The 19,507-nt window shown below is 34.3% G+C and carries 15 protein-coding genes and 5 pseudogenes; 14 read left to right on the forward strand and 6 right to left on the reverse strand.

Features of this window, described 5'->3' with window-relative positions:
- Positions 1-270: 270 nt before the first annotated feature.
- On the reverse strand, positions 271-1,449 hold the full coding sequence (locus tag FTU34_RS15975) for a replication initiation protein (RefSeq protein WP_104442428.1): 1,179 nt from the start codon (positions 1,447-1,449) through the stop codon (positions 271-273).
- Between the two features lie 942 nt (positions 1,450-2,391).
- Between FTU34_RS15975 and FTU34_RS15980 the strand changes: the two genes are divergently transcribed.
- The 6 genes and pseudogenes from FTU34_RS15980 (at position 2,392) to FTU34_RS16010 (ending at position 9,085) form a co-directional block, all read left to right on the forward strand.
- Positions 2,392-3,168 carry a ParA family protein gene (locus tag FTU34_RS15980; RefSeq protein WP_130075507.1) on the forward strand — a complete coding sequence of 259 codons (777 nt, stop codon included), beginning with the start codon at positions 2,392-2,394 and terminating at the stop codon, positions 3,166-3,168.
- An 11-nt stretch (positions 3,169-3,179) separates the two neighbouring features.
- Complete coding sequence (locus FTU34_RS15985; RefSeq protein ID WP_104442427.1) at positions 3,180-4,091, forward strand: ParB/RepB/Spo0J family partition protein; 912 nt, start codon at positions 3,180-3,182, stop codon at positions 4,089-4,091.
- A gap of 233 nt (positions 4,092-4,324) precedes the next feature.
- Positions 4,325-4,537 (forward strand): annotated as a pseudogene (locus FTU34_RS15990) (IS5/IS1182 family transposase); the annotation flags it as partial.
- Positions 4,538-4,570: 33 nt separating this feature from the next.
- Positions 4,571-6,981, forward strand: a pseudogene (locus FTU34_RS15995) (DUF2345 domain-containing protein); the annotation flags it as partial.
- 8 nt (positions 6,982-6,989) lie between these two features.
- The gene (locus FTU34_RS16005) at positions 6,990-8,351 is read left to right on the forward strand and encodes a hypothetical protein (protein WP_180036161.1); all 1,362 of its coding nucleotides are present in this window, start codon (positions 6,990-6,992) and stop codon (positions 8,349-8,351) included.
- 146 nt (positions 8,352-8,497) lie between these two features.
- Positions 8,498-9,085 carry a hypothetical protein gene (locus FTU34_RS16010; RefSeq protein ID WP_180036160.1) on the forward strand — a complete coding sequence of 196 codons (588 nt, stop codon included), beginning with the start codon at positions 8,498-8,500 and terminating at the stop codon, positions 9,083-9,085.
- 167 nt (positions 9,086-9,252) lie between these two features.
- On the opposite strand, the gene FTU34_RS16015 is transcribed toward FTU34_RS16010, so the two are convergent.
- Complete coding sequence (locus FTU34_RS16015; protein ID WP_180036165.1) at positions 9,253-9,516, reverse strand: VF530 family protein; 264 nt, start codon at positions 9,514-9,516, stop codon at positions 9,253-9,255.
- Between the two features lie 385 nt (positions 9,517-9,901).
- On the opposite strand from FTU34_RS16015, the pseudogene FTU34_RS16020 reads away from it, so the two are divergent.
- The 7 genes and pseudogenes from FTU34_RS16020 to FTU34_RS17930 all read left to right on the forward strand — a co-directional run bounded on the left by FTU34_RS16020 (position 9,902) and on the right by FTU34_RS17930 (position 14,965).
- A pseudogene (locus tag FTU34_RS16020) lies at positions 9,902-11,123 on the forward strand (acetamidase/formamidase family protein).
- A 299-nt stretch (positions 11,124-11,422) separates the two neighbouring features.
- On the forward strand, positions 11,423-11,680 hold the full coding sequence (locus FTU34_RS16025; RefSeq protein ID WP_180036159.1) for a hypothetical protein: 258 nt from the start codon (positions 11,423-11,425) through the stop codon (positions 11,678-11,680).
- 121 nt (positions 11,681-11,801) lie between these two features.
- A pseudogene (locus FTU34_RS16030) lies at positions 11,802-12,149 on the forward strand (RHS repeat-associated core domain-containing protein); the annotation flags it as partial.
- Between the two features lie 386 nt (positions 12,150-12,535).
- On the forward strand, positions 12,536-13,009 hold the full coding sequence (locus FTU34_RS16035; protein WP_180036158.1) for a hypothetical protein: 474 nt from the start codon (positions 12,536-12,538) through the stop codon (positions 13,007-13,009).
- Positions 13,010-13,418: 409 nt separating this feature from the next.
- Positions 13,419-14,201, forward strand: a complete 783-nt coding sequence (locus FTU34_RS16040; RefSeq protein WP_180036157.1) for a putative type VI secretion system effector — start codon at positions 13,419-13,421, stop codon at positions 14,199-14,201.
- Positions 14,182-14,760 (forward strand): putative type VI secretion system effector, encoded by a 579-nt coding sequence (locus FTU34_RS16045; RefSeq protein WP_257226309.1) that lies wholly within the window; start codon positions 14,182-14,184, stop codon positions 14,758-14,760. Before FTU34_RS16040 ends, FTU34_RS16045 begins: the two co-directional genes overlap by 20 nt.
- Before the next feature lie 7 nt (positions 14,761-14,767).
- The gene (locus FTU34_RS17930; RefSeq protein ID WP_257226310.1) at positions 14,768-14,965 is read left to right on the forward strand and encodes a hypothetical protein; all 198 of its coding nucleotides are present in this window, start codon (positions 14,768-14,770) and stop codon (positions 14,963-14,965) included.
- Between the two features lie 90 nt (positions 14,966-15,055).
- Here FTU34_RS17930 and FTU34_RS17935 read toward each other — a convergent pair.
- Positions 15,056-15,133, reverse strand: a pseudogene (locus tag FTU34_RS17935) (hypothetical protein); the annotation flags it as partial.
- Between the two features lie 166 nt (positions 15,134-15,299).
- Complete coding sequence (locus FTU34_RS16050; protein ID WP_218950097.1) at positions 15,300-16,256, reverse strand: SUMF1/EgtB/PvdO family nonheme iron enzyme; 957 nt, start codon at positions 16,254-16,256, stop codon at positions 15,300-15,302.
- A gap of 411 nt (positions 16,257-16,667) precedes the next feature.
- Between FTU34_RS16050 and FTU34_RS16055 the strand changes: the two genes are divergently transcribed.
- The gene (locus tag FTU34_RS16055) at positions 16,668-16,880 is read left to right on the forward strand and encodes a hypothetical protein (RefSeq protein ID WP_180112648.1); all 213 of its coding nucleotides are present in this window, start codon (positions 16,668-16,670) and stop codon (positions 16,878-16,880) included.
- Between the two features lie 141 nt (positions 16,881-17,021).
- Here the strand turns inward: FTU34_RS16055 and FTU34_RS16060 are convergent, their stop codons facing one another.
- Both FTU34_RS16060 and FTU34_RS16065 read right to left on the reverse strand, forming a co-directional pair.
- Positions 17,022-17,972, reverse strand: a complete 951-nt coding sequence (locus FTU34_RS16060) for an SUMF1/EgtB/PvdO family nonheme iron enzyme (protein ID WP_180036155.1) — start codon at positions 17,970-17,972, stop codon at positions 17,022-17,024.
- 435 nt (positions 17,973-18,407) lie between these two features.
- On the reverse strand, positions 18,408-19,358 hold the full coding sequence (locus FTU34_RS16065; RefSeq protein ID WP_180036154.1) for an SUMF1/EgtB/PvdO family nonheme iron enzyme: 951 nt from the start codon (positions 19,356-19,358) through the stop codon (positions 18,408-18,410).
- Between the last annotated feature and the right edge of the window lie 149 nt (positions 19,359-19,507).

Raw genomic sequence — 19,507 nt, forward strand, 5'->3', positions numbered from 1 at the left:
TGTTCAAATGGCTATTCTACGTTTGATTGGTTTTGGAAAAAAAGAAGAATTTAAGAAAGTGCTAGCAATTTTAAGAAAGAAAAAGCCTGATAGGACAAGGATCCTATGAAATTTGTCGTGTACAGAGCAATAATATTTTAAGTAATGAACAACAAAGATATTTAATACGACATTCCATGTCGTATGGCTTACGCCAGTCGCTTATATCCTCGTGCTGAACCACGAGGTTTTACGCTCCAAGTGATAAAAGTGTAGCAAGTTGCTACACTCCTAGATAATATCCTTTCCGAAAATTTCATTTAGACGATCCTTGATGTCTTCCACAAATTTACTATCAGTTTTCAATTTATTTTTCATTTTTCTCTTAAAGTCACTTAAGCTCATTCCAACTTCAGCAAAATCCATTTGAAATAATGAATCATTGATAACAACGTTTGCTTGAGAGTCTGTGAGGCAACCTACAGTCTTAAACCACTTTTCAAGCTGTAAATAATTAGCATCATCATTAAAAATATACCATGAACGTACAGTGGTATCGAATTTTGCACCTAGATCTTTTACCTCAGCATTATCTTCAAATGGAACATCTAAGTAGATCTTTAATTTTTCGGCCTTTTTATTTTCAATTACAGGCTTTTCAAAACCACGATGATGTAGTTTAAATTTTACGCCTACAATAGGGCGTCCTTTTTTAATTGTTTCATATTCTAACTGTAGATCGGTGTTTTCATTAATTTCAGCTACAATTTTATCTAATACATAACGTCGAAAATCGACCCAACGGTCATATTTAGTTTCATTTATATCAATTAGAGCTTTGAGATTCTCTAATAATAATGGAACTTCGTAGATTTCTTGAGTCTTAAATTTGAATTCGTTTTTTATGAAATAGGTATAAAGACTCATACTTGCAACTGAATCTAGAGCAAATAAATGTTTTAGTTGGTATGTAGTAAAATTACCACCAGCTAATTGAGTAAAGTAAGGTAATACTTCACTGGTAAATCTGATTTGAAGTGCATTCTTTGAATCATCTTCCCATCTTAACTCACGGATAATAGGGACAACCGAGTGAACTCTTTTAGTCTTTTTCTTTATATCATCTACAGGTTCTTCAATTACAAAGTGCGCCACACGGGATGAAAGTTCTTTGTAAATTCGATCAATGGCTACATTAATTGAATTTCGCTTACTTAATCCCAGTAATTCAGCTAAATCATCTTTATACAGATAAATGTATGTTTGTTCACTAATCTCTTTATCGATATGATTCTTCTCACCGTAATTGGCAACAGCCATCGCATATAAAAGTGCTTTATATTCATTCGCTGACAATTCAATAGGTCGTATCAAACGATTGCTAGTACTTACAACCCCATTGTGACGAATATTACCTATGCAGTACGGGATTGAATCCAGCTCTTCTTTGTTATGGCTTAGTTCTGACATAAAGTGTATTAACTATTTTAAGTGTCCTTAACTTGATTATGCATGTTATATAAAAAAGTGGAAAAAGATTCAACACTTTCACCTAAAAAACCTAAGGTGGAATACTTGTCACCAAATTTAGGTAAAAATCAATTAAAGTGGAAATATATTTTTAAATTCCACCCCAAGATGACAAATACTCCACTTTTAGATGTTTTTGATTCTTTATAGAAATACGGATTGATGAATAAATACCCATAATGGATTTTAAATAATCAATTAACCTATTTCGATATGACAAGTTTTCCACCTTTAAAAACGCAGATCACTGAAAAAAAATATCGAGTTTAGTCATAAGAACAAAATTTCTGCATTCTAGGGTGAGTGCGTGAAATTCTTTCCACTCTTAGATCAATGAATATATCAAAAAATGGTGTAGTAAAAAAAAGCCTTGCAACTTTATCCACAATATTATTTTTGTAAGTGATTTTTTTTCCACTCTTGCACTTAAATTCACTAACTTATCAACATTATAAATAATTGTTTTATATATATTTTAAATGATAATACATATATTTTATAATTAACAGTGAAAAACATTCCACCATAGTGACAAATACTCCACTTTTAAGTGACAAATATTCCACTTTTAAGTGACAAATATTCCACTTTTAAGTGATCATCTTTCCACTTATAGAGGACAACTCTTCCACTTTAAGGTGACAACCCCTCCACCTTAAAGTTGATATGCTATTGTTTTTAAATGAAAAATATCAACTTAATTATTAATTAACTTAATTATTAATTACTATTAATTATTAAATAAGCTAGCTATATAAAACTTTAAATTTAAAATTGCTTTAGCGTTATACAAATGACTGTTTTAAATTTAAAAGGTGTAGTAACTTAGCCCAAAGTTATTTATATTAATAGTAATTGTAAATATAGAATGATTTGACAAGTATGTCTGCAAAAATTATTGCTGTTGCGAATCACAAGGGTGGTTGTGGTAAAACAACAACAGTTGTTCATTTAGCCTCTGAGCTAGCAAACTTAGGAAAAAAAGTGCTTGTAATCGATTTAGATCCTCAAGCAAATGCTAGCTTGCATATTGGTTTAAAACATCCAAGTGAAATTGGAGTAACAACCGCTGAGTTATTAGTAGGTGATGTTTCATTACTTACTGACGCTTTAGAAGAAGATACTAATTTTGATAATGTTTCACTAATTTATGGTTCTCTCAATTTAGGAAAAACTGAGGACCAATTAAAAGAAGATGCGCCAAGACCATCAGAAGAACTCACTACAAAATTAGAACTATTAAAAGATCTTTATGATTTTATTTTAATTGACTGCCCTCCAAGTTTAAAACTATTGACGAGTAATGCTTTAGCATCTTCAACACATGTAATTATCCCGATTGAATCTGGCTCACAATATGGTCTATATGGTGTTACAGACTTACTTAATCATTTAGAAAAAATAAAGCGAATCAATCCGGAGTTACAATTATTAGGTGCACTACTTATTAAGCACGATGAGAGACAAAATGTTTGTAAACTCATTCGTGATGAAGCATTTAAGCAAGTGGGCTATATTATGGAAACGACTATTCCACAAAGTACAAAAGTAAATCAAGCCGCAATTATGCAGCAGTCTTTACTTAAGCTAGACAAAAGTGGAAAGGTTCGAAAGGCTTTTGAAAGTTTAGCTAAAGAAGTTTTAGCTAAAGTTAACTGATTGAGAATTTTATGGCAACTGCAAAAGAACTTTTAGCTCAAAAGCTGAAACAAAATACTCAAAAGCATCAATTAGCTCAAAAAGATAATATCAAGGAATTAAAGGAATTTAGACGAAATGTCCCCATTGAAGACATTTCACGGAGTCCTTATCAACCGCGTAGAAAATTTGATGAGCAGGAAATCAAAGAACTGGCTGAATCGATCGATGAAGTTGGTTTGTTGCAACCCATCACTGTTCGTAAACTTGAAAATTTAAAATTTGAACTGATTGCAGGTGAACGTCGATTACGTGCGCATGAAATTCTAAAAAAATCGACCATTGAAGCAATTATTATTGATGCAAATAATGAAGAAGCTTCACTACTTACACTAGCTGAAAATTTAAAACGCCAGGATTTAACAGACTTCGAAATCTATATTGGTCTAGTAGGCTTAGATGAAAATTTAAAGAAAAATAAACAACGTTTAGCGAAGTCTTTAGGCTTAAATCGCGAAGACATGTATAAATATTTATCTTTTGAAAAGTTGCCTAAAGCCATCTTGAATGATTTGGTAAATGAGCCCCAGTTATTAGGTCGAACTGCTGCAACAGCTTTTAAAAAATTTCTTGCAGATCACGACGAAATAAAACAACGTGCTGAAAAAGCCTTGTTAACTGTTTGGACAAAAGTAAAGAATGGCCAACTTGAGCAAACTAAGGCTGTTGCACAAGCTACGAAATATCTAGTTCAAGATAATAATGACTCTCCATCAACATCGCTTGTAAAAAAAATTGAATATGCTGGGAAAGTTGCTGGAAATATTAAATTTAATGATAAGTTATTAAAGGTTTCTTTAAAAATTTCTCATTTTGATGATGCTAGTTTGGAAAAATTAGAAAATCTATTGAAAGAGTTGGTAGAGAAAAATCAAGAAGTGTAGCAACTTGCTACACTTCTTTTCTTTAAAATATGTCTGATAGTATAATCTTGGTGATACCTAGTAATAAAATTAATGTTAATTAAAAACAATTTTTTTATAATATATATTTATAAAAGTTAGATGCTGTTGACATTTGTTGTATAAAAAATAGTGAGAAAGTAAAATTCAATCGACAAACCACATTCCTTCTTGTTATGTATTACAACAATGCTGGCGCATAATCAATGGTCTAAGTCTTTAAATTATTATCAAATGATGCAAATCTAGAATAGGTTTCTATTGATGCATCTCATATGCGAGTGCATCAACATACGACCGGAGTGAAAGACCAAGCTATTTCTAATAACGTTGGTGGAAATAGTTCTAAAATCCATTTAGTTGTGGATGCGGATGGAAATCCTACTGAATTTATTATTAATGATACCAAGACCCATGATTTGAAAGTGCATCTGATTTGTTTGATGTTTTGGATTTAAGTGAAAAGCCCATTACTCGCTTCTAGCTTAACCTTAGATAAAAGCGGATTAAGCAAAAGCTATGATGTTCGTCCCTTCATCATGCAGAGTAATGAAACCGACTACGACTTTATTAAACGACTTTTAGCTTCTGAAGGTGTAACTACACTGATTGATGAAGCACAGCATCAAGTATGGAGTTCATCTGAACAGATCAAACCACAAAAGCTACGCTTAATTGATGATAATGCCCAATTTCAAGCATTAGATCGTCGCAATATTCGTTTTCATCGAAGTAGTGCTACAGAATGACAAGACATTATCACAGCATTCACGGGATTGCGTTCTCTACAACCAACTGCGGTACACCTTCAAAGATGGCAAGCAGATGCTTTAGCACAAGAAGAAGGTGCAGGCTCGGTACTCACAAAACATCAGCATTCAGATAATCAAGATGTAGTAAGTTTAGGCTTAGAACAAGCCTTTCACATCAGTCCTGCATGGATACAAGACCTCAAAGGTGAAGATGGTGCAACTCAGTCTGGCAACAAACAAATTGAAAAACTGAATGAAAATTTAAGCAAATACTTCAATTCGCAAGCCAAGTACTTTAGTGCGACTTCAACAGTACGTGATGCACATGTCGGGTATTGGTTTAAGTTCAAAGAACATCCTAAAATTGATCAATATGAAGGTTCCGATCAAGAGTTTCTAATCACAGCAAAGACCTTTTATAACCAAAATAATTTGCCTAAAGATCTAACTGACCAAGTCACCGCCTTACTCAAAGAAAGACATTGGCAACAGCCCGAAATTCATACCAACAATCAAGATGAGCGCCAAGCCAATAACCTTATTTTACAACGTCGAAACATTGACATTGTTCCACCTTACAGGCCACTTGAAGATCGCCCTAAGACCCACCCACAACGTGCCAAAGTCGTAGGCGTCGAGGGTGAAGAAATTCATGTCGATGAATGGGGACGGATTATAATCCGTTTTCTGTTTACTCGAACAGATGACCATATGCATGACAATGGTTCAGGCGCGAATAATATTGACACTGACTCAGCGTGGGTAGATGTGCTCACCCCTTGGGCAGGAGAAGGTTATGGTTCACGGTTCTTACCGCGTATTGGTGAGATTGTGGTGATTAATTTCTTTGATGGCAATATCGACCGACCATATGTCGTTTGTCGCATTCATGAAGCACATCGTAGTCCAACTAAGTTTGATCAAAAAGGACAACTTCCCGATACCATGAAGCTTTCAGGGATTCGCTCCAAAGAAGTCCAAGGCGAAGGCTTTGGCCAACTTCGTTTTGACGATACGACTGGACAGATCAGCACACAACTACAAAGTAGTCATGGGGCATCACAGCTCAATCTAGGTAATCTTAGCCATCCGAAAGAGACAGACACGAGTGATGGACGTGGTGAATTTTGAATTGCGAACAGATCAATGGGGAGCACTGAGAGCTAAGCAAGGATTACTCCTTTCTACCTATAAACAAGACAATGCATCAGGCAATCAATTGGATGTAGCAGAAACCAAATCGCAACTGGAATCCAATCTCAATAATTCTAAAGCCCTCAGTGAAGTAGCCAAAAATCAACAAACCGATCCTTTAGAAGTATTAGACAATCTGAAGCAATTTATAGAACAAATTGAACAAGAAAGTGAGGCTAAAGCAAAAGCCTTTAAACAAGCCATTATGGTATTAACTTCACCAAACTCTATTGCACTAACGACCAATGAAGATGTACATCTATCAGCAGATGGTCAAATCAGTCATAGCGCTGGTGATAGTATTAACTTGAGTACACAAAAGAGTCTAATTGTACATGCACAAAGTAAAATCAGTTTATTTGCAGCTCACGAAGGTGCAAGATTGTTTGCTGGTAAGGGGGAGATTGAAATACAAGCTCAGGGGGATGGAGCGGATTTGATTGCCCGTAAAGGGATTCAAATTATTTCAACAGAAGATACGGTTTATATCACTAGTCCGAAAGAACTCATCCTGACTGGAGGCGGTTCACAGCTCAAGATTAATGGTTCAGGTATATTTCCTACGACTAGTGGCAAGTTTGAGGTAAAAGCTGGACAGCATAAGTTTGTGGGGGGGGAGTAAAACAAATTATGTTTTACCACACTTACCACTTACTGAAATCAAAAAGGATGACTTAGTTCTAGAATATTTACATAGTGATGGCTCACCTGTAAAAGGTGCTGAATTTGAAGTTTTACTTTCAGATGGAAGTCGAAAAAAAGGTAAATTAGACGATAAAGGCAAAGCTGTTGTTAAAGGTGTTCCAGCTGGTAGAGCCAAAATTCAATATGGAGAAGATCAGTCTGAAGATGACTTTCCTCCTCATGAAATTGATGATTGGTTTATTCAACAAGACTTAGAAATATCGAATAATAATGAAAATTAGAGAATAAAATGTCGACAGAAAATCAAGCTTTTTGGAATAAAATTGCTAACCGTTCTACTGATATACAGCAACAGTTTTGGTACGGTGCTGAAAAACTTGCACAACATATTCAGGATAGCCCAGCTAACTATCTTACATATAGAGAATATGACACAAGTAAACCAGATCCGAATCTATCGTGGTGGGAAAAAATATTCTTTTATCAAGGTCAAGCTGCGATTAACGAGAGTGTGACAAATCATAATATTGCGGTGGCTGTAATAGATAAAAGTAGCTGGATTTGGGGAATGTTAAAGGGTGATTTCAATAAGAATCCTACGATGTCACAAATCATTGTTAGTGGTTTAATCAGTATGATTCCTGTGGTTGATCAGGTTTGTGATGTTAGAGACCTAATAGCGAATCTAATAGACCTTTCAAAAGAAAATGGTAAATCATCTGATAACTATAAAGCGTTGGCTCTTACTGCATTTGGAGTCATTCCTGAAATTGGTTCGGCTGTTAAAACCATTGTCAAAGCCGCAAGATCAAAGGAAGCTAATAAATTAAAAATTTTTAAATTGATGGAAGGCTTTGAGAGTGCCTTCAAAAAACTAAAAATAAAAAGCCCATGGAACAATGCTCCTGAAGCATGGCTCAGGTCTAAGCCATGGCAAAAGATGGGAAAAACAGCATTAAATGCATTAAACAAATGTATTGATCGTTTAATTCAAGCTATTAATGGTTTCCTCAATAAAGTTCGCGGTAGTTTAAAATCGGCTTTGGAAAAGTTCAAAGTTGAGATTACTAATGCAAAGAATGCGATAAAAAAATACATTAGCGATCTCTGCAATGAAATTCAGAGAAAATTTCAGGAATTATTACCTCAACCTCAATTGGGTATGGCTGGTGCGAATGGGGCCAACATTCCCACCGGTAGATATGATGTAAATATACAATCGGGTAAATCTACCTCAACGACTCATACCCAAAAAGAAAAGACACTCGATAAAGAAAAACCACCTAAAGATAAGGACCTTGATAATCCATGTATATTAAGACCTTATCACCCTGATACATGTAAACCGTTAGGTAAAACTGGGCACCATGTTGTTCCAGACAGATGTTTTAGATTAGGTACTAGAACAGGGACGGGTAGAAATTCTTTACCAAATGCGATAAGTGAAGGTGATGGTTTAGTAGTATGTGTTGAAGGAGCTACACCAACTGCTACGAATGAACATGGTAGAATACACCGACAATACAGTATCTACGAAAAGGCGTTAAAAGGTATTCATATGCCAGAAGCTACGGCTCCCTTAGTAGAAGTTGAAATTGCAGGCGCGAAAGCTGTTTCTAGTGTTATAAAAAATGCAATGCCGCAAATTTAGCTACCCAATTGCGTGTCTATCATCAAGCAAAAGGATTAGCTGCTAATTATCGAGTTCGAGTTGATGTTAGAGGTAATACTGCTAGAACGTTACCTACTGGTGTTTTTGGATCACCTTTTAAATAATCTATGTCGAGATAAAATTTAATGAATAATTCATCTTTCACATTTGTTACTGGTTGTGCTATCAGCCAATCTAATTTTTATATAACATCTAATCTTGATAATTTGGATACTTGGGACCTGTTTTCAAAAACTTTTATTTATAGATATCAATCCGATGATTGGATAGATATGGATTTAGATGGTTGGAGAGTTGTTTCTGTTGCTTATTTTGAAAATTCTGGAATCTCTTCATTACTTGCACTTGAACAAGATGGTGACTTAGGAATATTTCAAGAAAATAAGAATAAACTCGAAAAAATACGTGAGACAGACGACTCTAAAATACAAGGACAATTCAATCGAATTAGAACTATTGATAATTCATTATATGTTTGTGGCGATGGCGCACAGATTTATACAAATATTGGTAATGGTTGGAATTCTTTAGATTTAGGTCTATCTGAATCATCATTAGATATGCCTAAATCTAGTGAATTAACATTAGACATAGAATTGGCATTCGATATCAATCTCTATGATATAAACGGATTTAGCTCAAATAGCCTTTATGTTTGCGGTACCAAAAAAAATCTCAACATTGGCAAGAGTCACCGACATAAAATACACTAAATAATATAATTGGTAACTTAATAAACTCTATATATAACAGTTATATAGAGTTTTTATTTTGTGTGATGTAATTTAAGTTGGGGTGGGGTACTTTGATTTTTGGTCACTAATTTATTGTGATAATCAACAATAATAACCAACATACATATGCTTAATCTAAGGGTATTTTACTGAATGGTATAATTTATAATGAGAGGGGTGTTGTCTAAGGCTACAGTTTTCTGTTTTGCCTTTTGGCGTAAGACGTACAAATATAAGCTTTCTACTTTTTCACGTGCCCATGGTGTGGTACGCAAGAATCGTAATGATGATTTAACACTTGGGTCTATGTAAAAACATGTAATTTCAATTTTGCGACTTAAGCCTTCAAAGCCACCGTAGTAATCATTGTCAACGGCATTCTTAAATTGCCCCCTTTTACCATTACAAATGGCAAAGTAAAATTGACCCCTTTGACCTCGTATTAAGTTTTAACCTGTGGCTGAATCCCTATTCTTTTTTTATCCTTCAAACAATAATTCTCACCGGCTTTGTTGCACAAAGCTGTTCTGAAGAGCTTCTTCGACAATATAATTTCCAAATGAAGAAGCCTACACACAAAATCTACCGCACCCCCAAGTTGCCACTTAAATTTGAACAACTTAGGAAAGCTCTATCTTTAAAATCTTTATGCAACAAAGCCTATTGAAATTTATTTAAAGAAGTGGAGATCGATCAAATGATTAAATTTTGAATATTTATGGTGGGGTATGTACCAGATTGGCATTGGGATTGCATGAAGTTAGCTTGCATTAATTTTTCATGGAATTTGAACATATGTTAAAACCTTTAGCTTTGTCTCTTGCTGTTGCATCAAGCTTTTCTTTTATTTCTGCACATGCGGCAACTGAAGATTGTAAAATTTTAAAACAGCTTGAAAGTCAACCAACCTTACTCAAAAGTGGGGGTATATAAAGGGAATTATTATGTTCCAAGCACCTTGAATACCATCACTTGGGGCTATTTACCTAACAAAGATGCCAAACCTGTGTTGACCATTCCATCAGGCAGCACTATTACCTTTGATACAGTTTCGCATGAAGGCTTGCTTGAAGACCAAGGGCGTGATGCTGAAAAGTATTTCACTTCTAAAGGTGTGAAACCTCAGCATATTTTGCCTGAAGCGAAACTGATTACAGGTTCTAAGTTAAAGCACGATTTCCATAAAGATGGTCCACATATTATTACCGGACCTGTCTATATCATAGATGCAATGCCAGGTGATATTTTAAAAGTCGAGATTTTAAAAGTTGAGCCACGTGTGCCCTATGGTGTGATTTCAAACCGTCATGGTAAAGGCACATTGCCTGAGTTTCCTAAGCGTCAAAAGCATGATCATGCATCGCCTGCAAACCCAGAAGCCTATGGCAATGTTTCCATCTTTACTTCAATTGAAAAGAATAAAGAGGGTATTTAGGAAGGCGTTTTAAAAACCGAGTCAGGCAAAGCAATTCGTTTTCCATTGAATCCATTTATGGGCACGATGGGCGTTGCACCAAATACGAGCGACCCTGTGCATTCTGTGCAACCATCGTTCTATGGCGGTAACATTGATATTAATGATTTAACCGCAGGTGCAACGGCTTACTATCCAGTTCAAGTACCGGGTGCGTTGTTCTATACGGGTGATAGTCATTTTGTTCAAGGTGATGGTGAGGTCGCATTGACCGTACTTGAAGGTTCTGCACGTGCGACCTTTAAAATTACGGTATTAAAAGCGGGGAGTGACAAAATACCAGGTAAGTCATTAAAGCAGCCTTTGGGTGAAAATGATGAATTTTGGATTACACCGGGTTTAGATGAAGACCTTGATGAAGCGATGCGTAAGTCGACTCGTGAAGCAGTACGTTTTCTTGTAGATGAATACGAGATTTCAGAAGAAATTGCTTATGCCTATTTAAGTGCTGCAACAGATTTTGAAGTATCTCAAGTGGTGGATGGCTTTGTTGCACAAAGATTTCATAACTATATGATTTTAAAGGTTTTGATTATTTTTTGATCCAAAATTAAATTTATTTAAATCAGATGCTTACATATTTATGCAATAAAGCCCCAGCCAATAGAAAAAACACCAAAGTTCACTACCAGATAGCGAGTTATAATTTAAATTTGAGTGAGTTGGGGGGATGCTTCAAATTATAAATCTTTGTGCAACAAAGCCCAACGGGTGTGCCTACAGTCATTGCTGGAAAAATACTGGTGGATTAGTAATTTGGGCAAATCAATTTGCATTACAACAAACATCATCTAGAGCAATTAATAGTAGTACCTCTGATGATAAGAAGCAGGATAAATAAAATGTTAACAATTCTAGTTGAAGTAATTTTATCATTTTTTATATCCAATTATGAATCTGAAAATTATCCTTATCTAGCAGGTTTTATAAAGGGAATAGTTTTAGGTATATCAGCTTTCCTCTTGGGGATGTTGATTGATGTTATTAATGATAAAGTTATGGAAACACATTTGATAATATTATATTTCATTACTTGCATTGGTATAGGAATAATAGGAGGGCTATTTTTTATGTTTTTTACTTGGTTCACTAAAAAATAATACTAATAACATAAACGCTTGGTGTGACGGTTTTAAAAGCATAAAGGAACCGATTAACTGCACAAAAGACATAAATTTGATCTACAGTTACTTGTAAAAATAGAGCTAAACTTTAGCTGATTCCTTTTATCACTGTGACCAAATTGGAACACCGCAGACTTTAACAAATGAGTTAGGTGAATGTATATGGGAAATTAAGCAAGATACATGGGGCACAGCTTTAGAGATTAAGACTAGTGACAATTTATTAGAGCAAACAAGTATTCGCTTCCAAGGACAGTATTATGATGGAGAGACTGGCTTACATTATAACCGTTGCCGTTATTATGAGCCTGAGAAATTTTAAAGCACTACTTTAAAATTACGAAAGGCAAGGTATGTAAATAAAGACCCTATAGGATTGTTTGGTGGTTTAAATAATTCTTCGTATGTAAAAGACCCGAATCAATGGGTTGATCCGATGGGGTTATGGTCGGCTACTAATGAAAAAATTGAAGAATTAGCAGATAAATAAAGTATTTCTTCGTTTGCTAAGTAGATTGCCCGAAGTACCAAGAAAAATAGGCTATCATGCAATAGATTTAGGTGGACAAGGTTTATTTAGATTAAAGGAAATGTTATGAAATATTTTTTTATATTTTTAATGAGTAGGTTTACTTTTATATCTGCTTGACATCAATCAAAAAAAATAACTGTTAATGTAAATAACCTGAGTTTGTTAAACAATAAGCAGAAAGTGGTTGCCTATATTGGAATTGAGATGGGTGGCGGTAGCCCAAGAATTGATATGTCGGAAGGTGTAACTTCAAGTCAGCGTATTTATCAAATTGAATTTTTAAATAAGGCTAATAGAAAATGATTATTTCAAAACTAATTCTATTATTAATGAGTATTTTTATATTAGTATCTTGTATAAATACAAAAGTTACTAAAGAAGGGGAATACTTTAAAACAATTAATTATAAATTCTTTAAAGATTTTAAACCCAATGAAGAAGTCTTAATAGATAAAATTGATAATAAATATTCAGTGATTCAAATAAATAAGTCTGACCTTTCTTTAAGTGATTTTACACAAATTGATAATAAATTAAAAAAAGATGGGTGGAGAAAAATATCAGCTAAAAATAATTTTTTTGAATATTGTTTTGGTGAGAAAATTTATTTGGGTGCACTATTTCCAGAAAAAGAAAAATATAGAAATTTTGCAGGTAATGAGGTTTTACCATTTAATCAAAAAAAATGGCTAGTCATTTTGTCTTATAGTGAAGGAAAAGTAAATTATTGCCGCAATGATGAATTGGAAAATATAGAGTTGGAGTATTTGTGATAACTTATTTATAATTTTTTTAATAGGTTTATTTGACTTTATTAATTAGATAAAAATTTTAAAGATAGGTTATCCATGAGTTAATCTTATTCAAGTATTAACTTGGGTATGAGGTCGGTCTAATTCTGTGTATTTGTTTAACATGGCTATAAGTGTATGGATTTCATTAGGATGACTGGGCTTTGTTGCATAAATATGTAAGCATCTGATTTAAATAAATTTAATTTTGGATCAAAAAATAATCAAAACTTTTAAAATCATATAGTTATGAAATCTTTGTGCAACAAAGCCTTTTGATAGCGAACTTGAGAATTGGTGTAGTAAATCAGCTTTTGGTTTAGATAAAAGTAAATTTAAGAATATATTGGAGGAGGATAAGGCATTTAGTGAGGCCTTACAGAGTATATAAATGATTAATGCAAAAAAAATTGTGGGTAAAATAGAAGGCCTTAAATGTGAAGACTCTGTTATACAGCCTTTTAAAAATATTGGTAAACAAGTCGCAACTACAGCTCTGCTAGGAGTATTGACAGAAAGTACTTCACTCTTAAGTGCAGCCCCAATATTAATTCTCGCTTCAAAAGGTAGGAGAGCAAAAACTTTTACTTTTAAAATAGATGGGATTGATGTTATTGGGCAATTTACTACAGTAAAATTTAATGAAGGGGATCAAGTTGTTATCATTATTAGTGAAGAGCAAGATAAAGGGTTTTATTTAGCTTATGCAGTGTTAATACCAAATAAAGGGATTCTTCATATGTTGTATGATTCTGGGCGTTCATTTAAAAAGCATTGTTTACATTTACTTAAATGGGCAATAGTACTAAGCATATTTTCATGCATTTTTTTTACTATCATTGCTTTGGTAGGTTATTCAAATGCTGATAATGAAAAAGATATCGTAGACTTTAAAAATCAATTAATAATTTCTTATTTAGTGTCATTTATATTTTCGTTTGGTCTACTATTTAGCTTTTTAATTGGTAAAGATAATGTAGGTTTTTTAGGTCGATACAGTGAGAAAATTTTTGAAATATTAGAGTTTGAACAACCTAAAAATCAAAATCTTTTTAACTCATATCTGATCGATGAAGAAGGTTTACATGTCAGTGTTTTAGATTATAGAAAAAGTTTGATTGGTAAAGATTCCTATCCAAAGGATTATTTTGACAATGAAAATGATAAAAATTGAAGGTCGTATTAATAATCTTGAAGTAGAAAACTCTAAAATTTTGTCCATTGGTAATTTAGGTAAACATGCTGCGAATACTTCGTTAATTGGTACACTGGCTGGTAGTACTTCCTTAATGAGTAACGCGCCCATTATGGCATTAGCTGCAAAAGGTAGAGACGGAAAGACTTTTAGAGGTGAGGTTAACGGAATTCGCGTTGTTGGTCAGTTCACTGGTGTAAAGTTTAAAAATAATACACCTTTAATCATGGTCATAAGTGAAGAGCAAGAGGAAGGATACCATTTTGTATATGCAGCTTTAGATCCTAAAAAAGGTTTGTTACATATGCCATATGAGATGGGTAGATCTAAAAACAAGACATATTTATCTTTGTTTAAAACTGCGACCATAATGTCTATAGTTTTTTGTATTTTATTTAGTTTTATTATTATTTTTCAATATTTTAATATCGATGATATTAGTACAGATAGAATAAAATTTAATATTTTGATTTTTTATTCAGTTAGTTTTCTTTTTTCTTTTTTCTTTTTTCCTAATGTTTTGTTTTTTATTGGGTAAAAATAACTTGAGAGAATTAGCACAAATTTCAGAAAACGTATTTGAACAGCTAAATTTTTCAGATGTAAAGGAACAAGATTTATATAAATCTAGACTTATAGATAGTGAAGGCTTTTACCCGAGTGTGATGAAATATAGAGATGTTTTGATAGGAAAAGACCCTTTTCCTGAAGACTATTTTGACACGAAAAATGAAAAAAATTGAAGGCAAGTTGCAAAATATTGAAATGGTACATTCTAAGATTCTGATATCTTGAATCAAAAAAAGCCCTCAGGGCTTTTTTTACATCTAGACTTATGGCAACTGCTGAATCGGGCTACCACCCAACGCCTGCATTAAAGTCACATAAGCATTGTATTGACTCACCTGAGTTTAGACAAATACAAATAGCTGAAGGCTTAGAGAAACCTGAAAGTTTTTTTAGTACAAGCACCAAAACCAATTGAGGATTTGGATGTGGCTATGTATAGTCACGAAGATGTTATTCAAACATGGATGGGCTAAGACCTATCCATGCATATATATTGAAGTTATTGCTTTAAAAAGGTTTCGTTGAATTGGAAGCGCAGCGCACAGATGTACTATTATTTTGATTTATATTGGGGCTAGTTGATTGAGGATTTGGTTCCATTCCATCCCTATAAATCGTAGTAACACTGCCTCCCGTAGCTAAACTTTGTGCTGCTCCTTCTTGACGTGTACTCCTTACGGATTTTAATTTACACGACTTAGGACCCTGTGGATTGAGTTCAGGTGAGTTTTTATAATACTGTGGATCAAACCAATCGGACATCCATTCATAGTTATCGGTTGCCATATCGTAGAACCCCAAAGGTGTTGGTGGGAAATGACCTAGCAAAGGAACAGTAGCACTAAAATTTAAACTTTTACTGACTTGATCTCTTTGCTCATCACTCCAGACATTACGACCTGTTTCATACTTGCCATTGTCTGTAGGATATATGACATATTGTCCTTTATTTCGGGCAGCATACTCCCATTGGGCTTCAGTAGGTAAATTCATAGGGATACCGACTTGTTTTCCTAACCATTGACAATAATCTGATGCCTGTTGCCAACTGATCCCTGCTGGTGCCATAGGTTGGCGTATCTTTTTAGTTATTTTTTCCATACTTATACGAGGTAAACCTAAACTGTCTGTATAAATATCAAAATCATCGAATGTGGTTTTATATGCATTTAGACTAAAGCTATCAAGGGTCACTTTATGTGCAGGCATGGCAGCATAAAGTCCAACAATAGGCAGTTTATCTTTACGTGTGAGTGGGCCGAAGTCCCCCATCATAAAGGTGCCACCATCCACAAAAATCATATTTTTTTTGGTTTTTTCAACCAATTTTTGAATTTTGGATTGTAGCTCAGGAGAAGCACTATTTTGATTAGTAGAAGGAGTTTGTGGCTCATTCGCACTTTTTGCACAAGCACTTAAAGCAAAAGTAGATAATAAAATAAGAGCTAGGTTTTGATTAATCATATTCTTAAAAATTATAGAGTTGTTAAAATATTGTCAAAGAATAAAGCAAATACAATCAAGGGATAAAGAAAATTTAATATCTCAAAAAGAGAGTTTTTGTTATTTATTGAGCCACTCTGAATAGGTCTAACAGCTTAAGTTTACATCAAGGTCATGCAAGCATTATCTCAAACTCGACTTAACTCGAAACCAAGGGGATATTGATCTCTAGGGGGATTACACTGGACAACTCGATCTGCTTGTTTGTTTGATATGACAATTAGCATGAGTGGTTTGGACGTAAAGATCAAGTATTTTGTAATATGTAAAAATGCCATTATTAATATATTTAAAACCTTTATCTCCACACAGGAATGGATGAATGTCATTTAACATGTGCATCCTCGTGCTGAAACCCAGTCCAAAAGTAATATGCAAAAAATTGAAGGGGATATTATTCGCTTTTTAAACTATGGTGAAGATGCCAGTATTGCTGAAGATATTATTATTGCGCTCAATTCGCGGCAAGACTACGCAGGTGGTCGAGAGAACCAATGGTTAAAAGATTTCCTGAAATACCGTAAACAGGCAAAAAAGATACAAGGTTACCCTTTGAATCATTTAATTGTAAAAAAATCAAGATGATATGCAATTTAAACAGTTAGATTATATGGGTGGTTATGCAGACAATACTGCTATTTTAGCATCAAATTTAGATATTCTAGCGCCATTTGAAGATCAGGAAATACAACTCTATCAAACATGATAGAGTTGTATTGGGTGAGACTACATAATTTTTTTAGTTTGGTTTACTACACAGCGTACAGAGTTGTCAAAGTTTGGATTGATTACTCCCTTAAATCTTTCAGGGAAATCTACTGGTTGAATAGGGTGAGTATGACTACGCCGTACAGTTAAACCCTCCCCCATCTGCAAGGTTTGGCCATCTAGAGGTTTAGCACTACGAAGGACTTTCTCAGTTCCTGCTTTAGGGCCTTTCGGGTTTTTTTCAGGGGAATGTTGATAATAATCTGCTGCATACCAATCAAGCATCCATTCATAGTTGTCTGTAATTAAATCATAAAAACCTAGTGCTGAAGCTGGGTATCTGCCTATTACAGAAATTTCAGCACCAATAGACTTAAATTCATGAAATAATGCTTGTCGCTGTTTAAAACTCCATACATTTACGCCATTTTCGATTTTTCCTGTATTGGTTGGAAAATGAATCTTTTGGCCTTTATTGCGGGCAGCATATTCCCACTGAGCTTCGGTCGGGAGGTCTATGTCAAGTTTTAGTTGTGTACCTAACCATTGGCAATAATTTCGTCCTTCTTGCCAAGAAACACCTGCAGAAGAAACAGGATATCTAAATTGTGAAGAGTGAGACTCGGTTGAGCCTACTTTAGGGGTATTGGTTGCAGCGCTGTATATGTCTAAATCTGCATAAGTGGCTTTATAAGCAGACATGCTAAAGCTATCCAGAATTACTTTGTGAACTGGTTTGCTATCAATCTTGCTGTCATAATGATCAAAATCTCCCATCATAAAAGTACCACCTTCCACAAAAATCATATTATTCTTGGTTTTTTCTAGCAATTTTTGAATTTTGGATTGTAGCTCAGGAGAAGCACTTTTTTGATTATTAGAAGGAGTTTGTGGCTCATTCGCACTTTTTGCACAAGCATTTAAAGCAAAAGTAGATAGTAAAATAATGGCTAAATTTCGATTAATCATATTCTTAAAAATTATAGAGTTGTTAAAATATTGCCAAAAAATAAAGCAAATACAATCAAGAGATAAAGAAAATTTAATATCTCAAAAAGAGAGTTTTTGTTATTTATTGAGCCACTCTGAATAGGTCTAACAGCTTAAGTTTACATCAAGGTCATGCAAGCATTATCTCAAACTCGACTTAACTCGAAACCAAGGGGATATTGATCTATAGGGGGATTACACTGGACAACTCGAACTGCTTGTTTGTTTGATATGACAATTAGCATGAGTAGTTTGGACATAAAGATCAAGTATTTTGTAACATGTAAAAATGCCATTATTAATATATTTAAAACATGTGTCTCGACTCGGGAATGAATGTCATTTAACGTGTGCATTATTTGAAAATCAGGAAATACAACTCCATCAAACTTGATATAGCTGTATTGGGTGAGACTACATAATTTTTTTAGTGTGGTTTACTACACAGCGGACAGAGTTGTCAAAGTTTGGATTAATTACCCCTTTAAATCTTTCAGGAAAATCTATTGGTTGTACTGGGTGAGCATGACTACGCCGTACAGTTAAACCCTCCCCCATCTGCAAGGTTTGGCCATCTAGAGGTTTAGCACTACGGAGGACTTTCTCAGTTCCTGCTTTAGGGCCTTTCGGGTTTTTTTCTGGGGAGTGTTGATAGTAATCTGCTGCATACCAGTCGAGCATCCATTCGTAATTGTCTGTCGTTAAATCATAAAAACCTAGAGCTGAAGGTGGGTATTGTCCTACTTCAGAGATAAGTGACTTAGGTGCTTTATATTTTTTACGTAACTGTATACGTTGCTCAAAACTCCACACATTTACTCCATCTTCAATTTTACCGGTATTGGTTGGAAAATGAATCTTTTTGCCTTTATTGCGGGCTGCATATTCCCACTGGGCTTCGGTCGGGAGGTCTATGTCAAGTTTTAGCTGTATACCTAACCACTGGCAATAATTTCGTCCCTCTTGCCAAGAGACACCAGCAGACGAGTTAGGATATCTTGCTTTTGAAGATAAGGATTCAGTTGAGACCACTTTGGGTGTATTGGTTGCAGCACTGTATATGTCTAAATCTGCATATGTGGCTTTATAAGCAGACATGCTAAAGCTATCTAGAGTTACTTTGTGAACAGGTTTGCTATCAATCCTGCTGTCATAATGATCAAAATCCCCCATCATAAACGAGCCACCTTCAACAAAAATCATATTCTTCTTGGTTTTTTCTAGCAATTTTTGAATTTGTGCTTGTAATTCGGGAGAAGCATTATTTTGATGATTAGAAGGTGCTTGAGTCTCGTTGGTAGTTTTTGCGCATGCACTTAAAGCAAAGGTTGATAGTAAAATAATGGTTAGGTTTTGATTGATCATATTCTTAAAAATTATAGAGTTGTTCTCTGTACACGACAAATTTCACAGAACCCTTATCCTATCAGGATTCTGCTTTCTTAAAATTGCCAAAATTTCCTTAAACTCTTCTTTTTTCCCAAAACCAATTAAACGCTGAATCGCCATTTGAA

The sequence above is a fragment of the Acinetobacter sp. YH12094 genome (assembly GCF_013419295.1).
Taxonomy (GTDB): domain Bacteria; phylum Pseudomonadota; class Gammaproteobacteria; order Pseudomonadales; family Moraxellaceae; genus Acinetobacter; species Acinetobacter amyesii.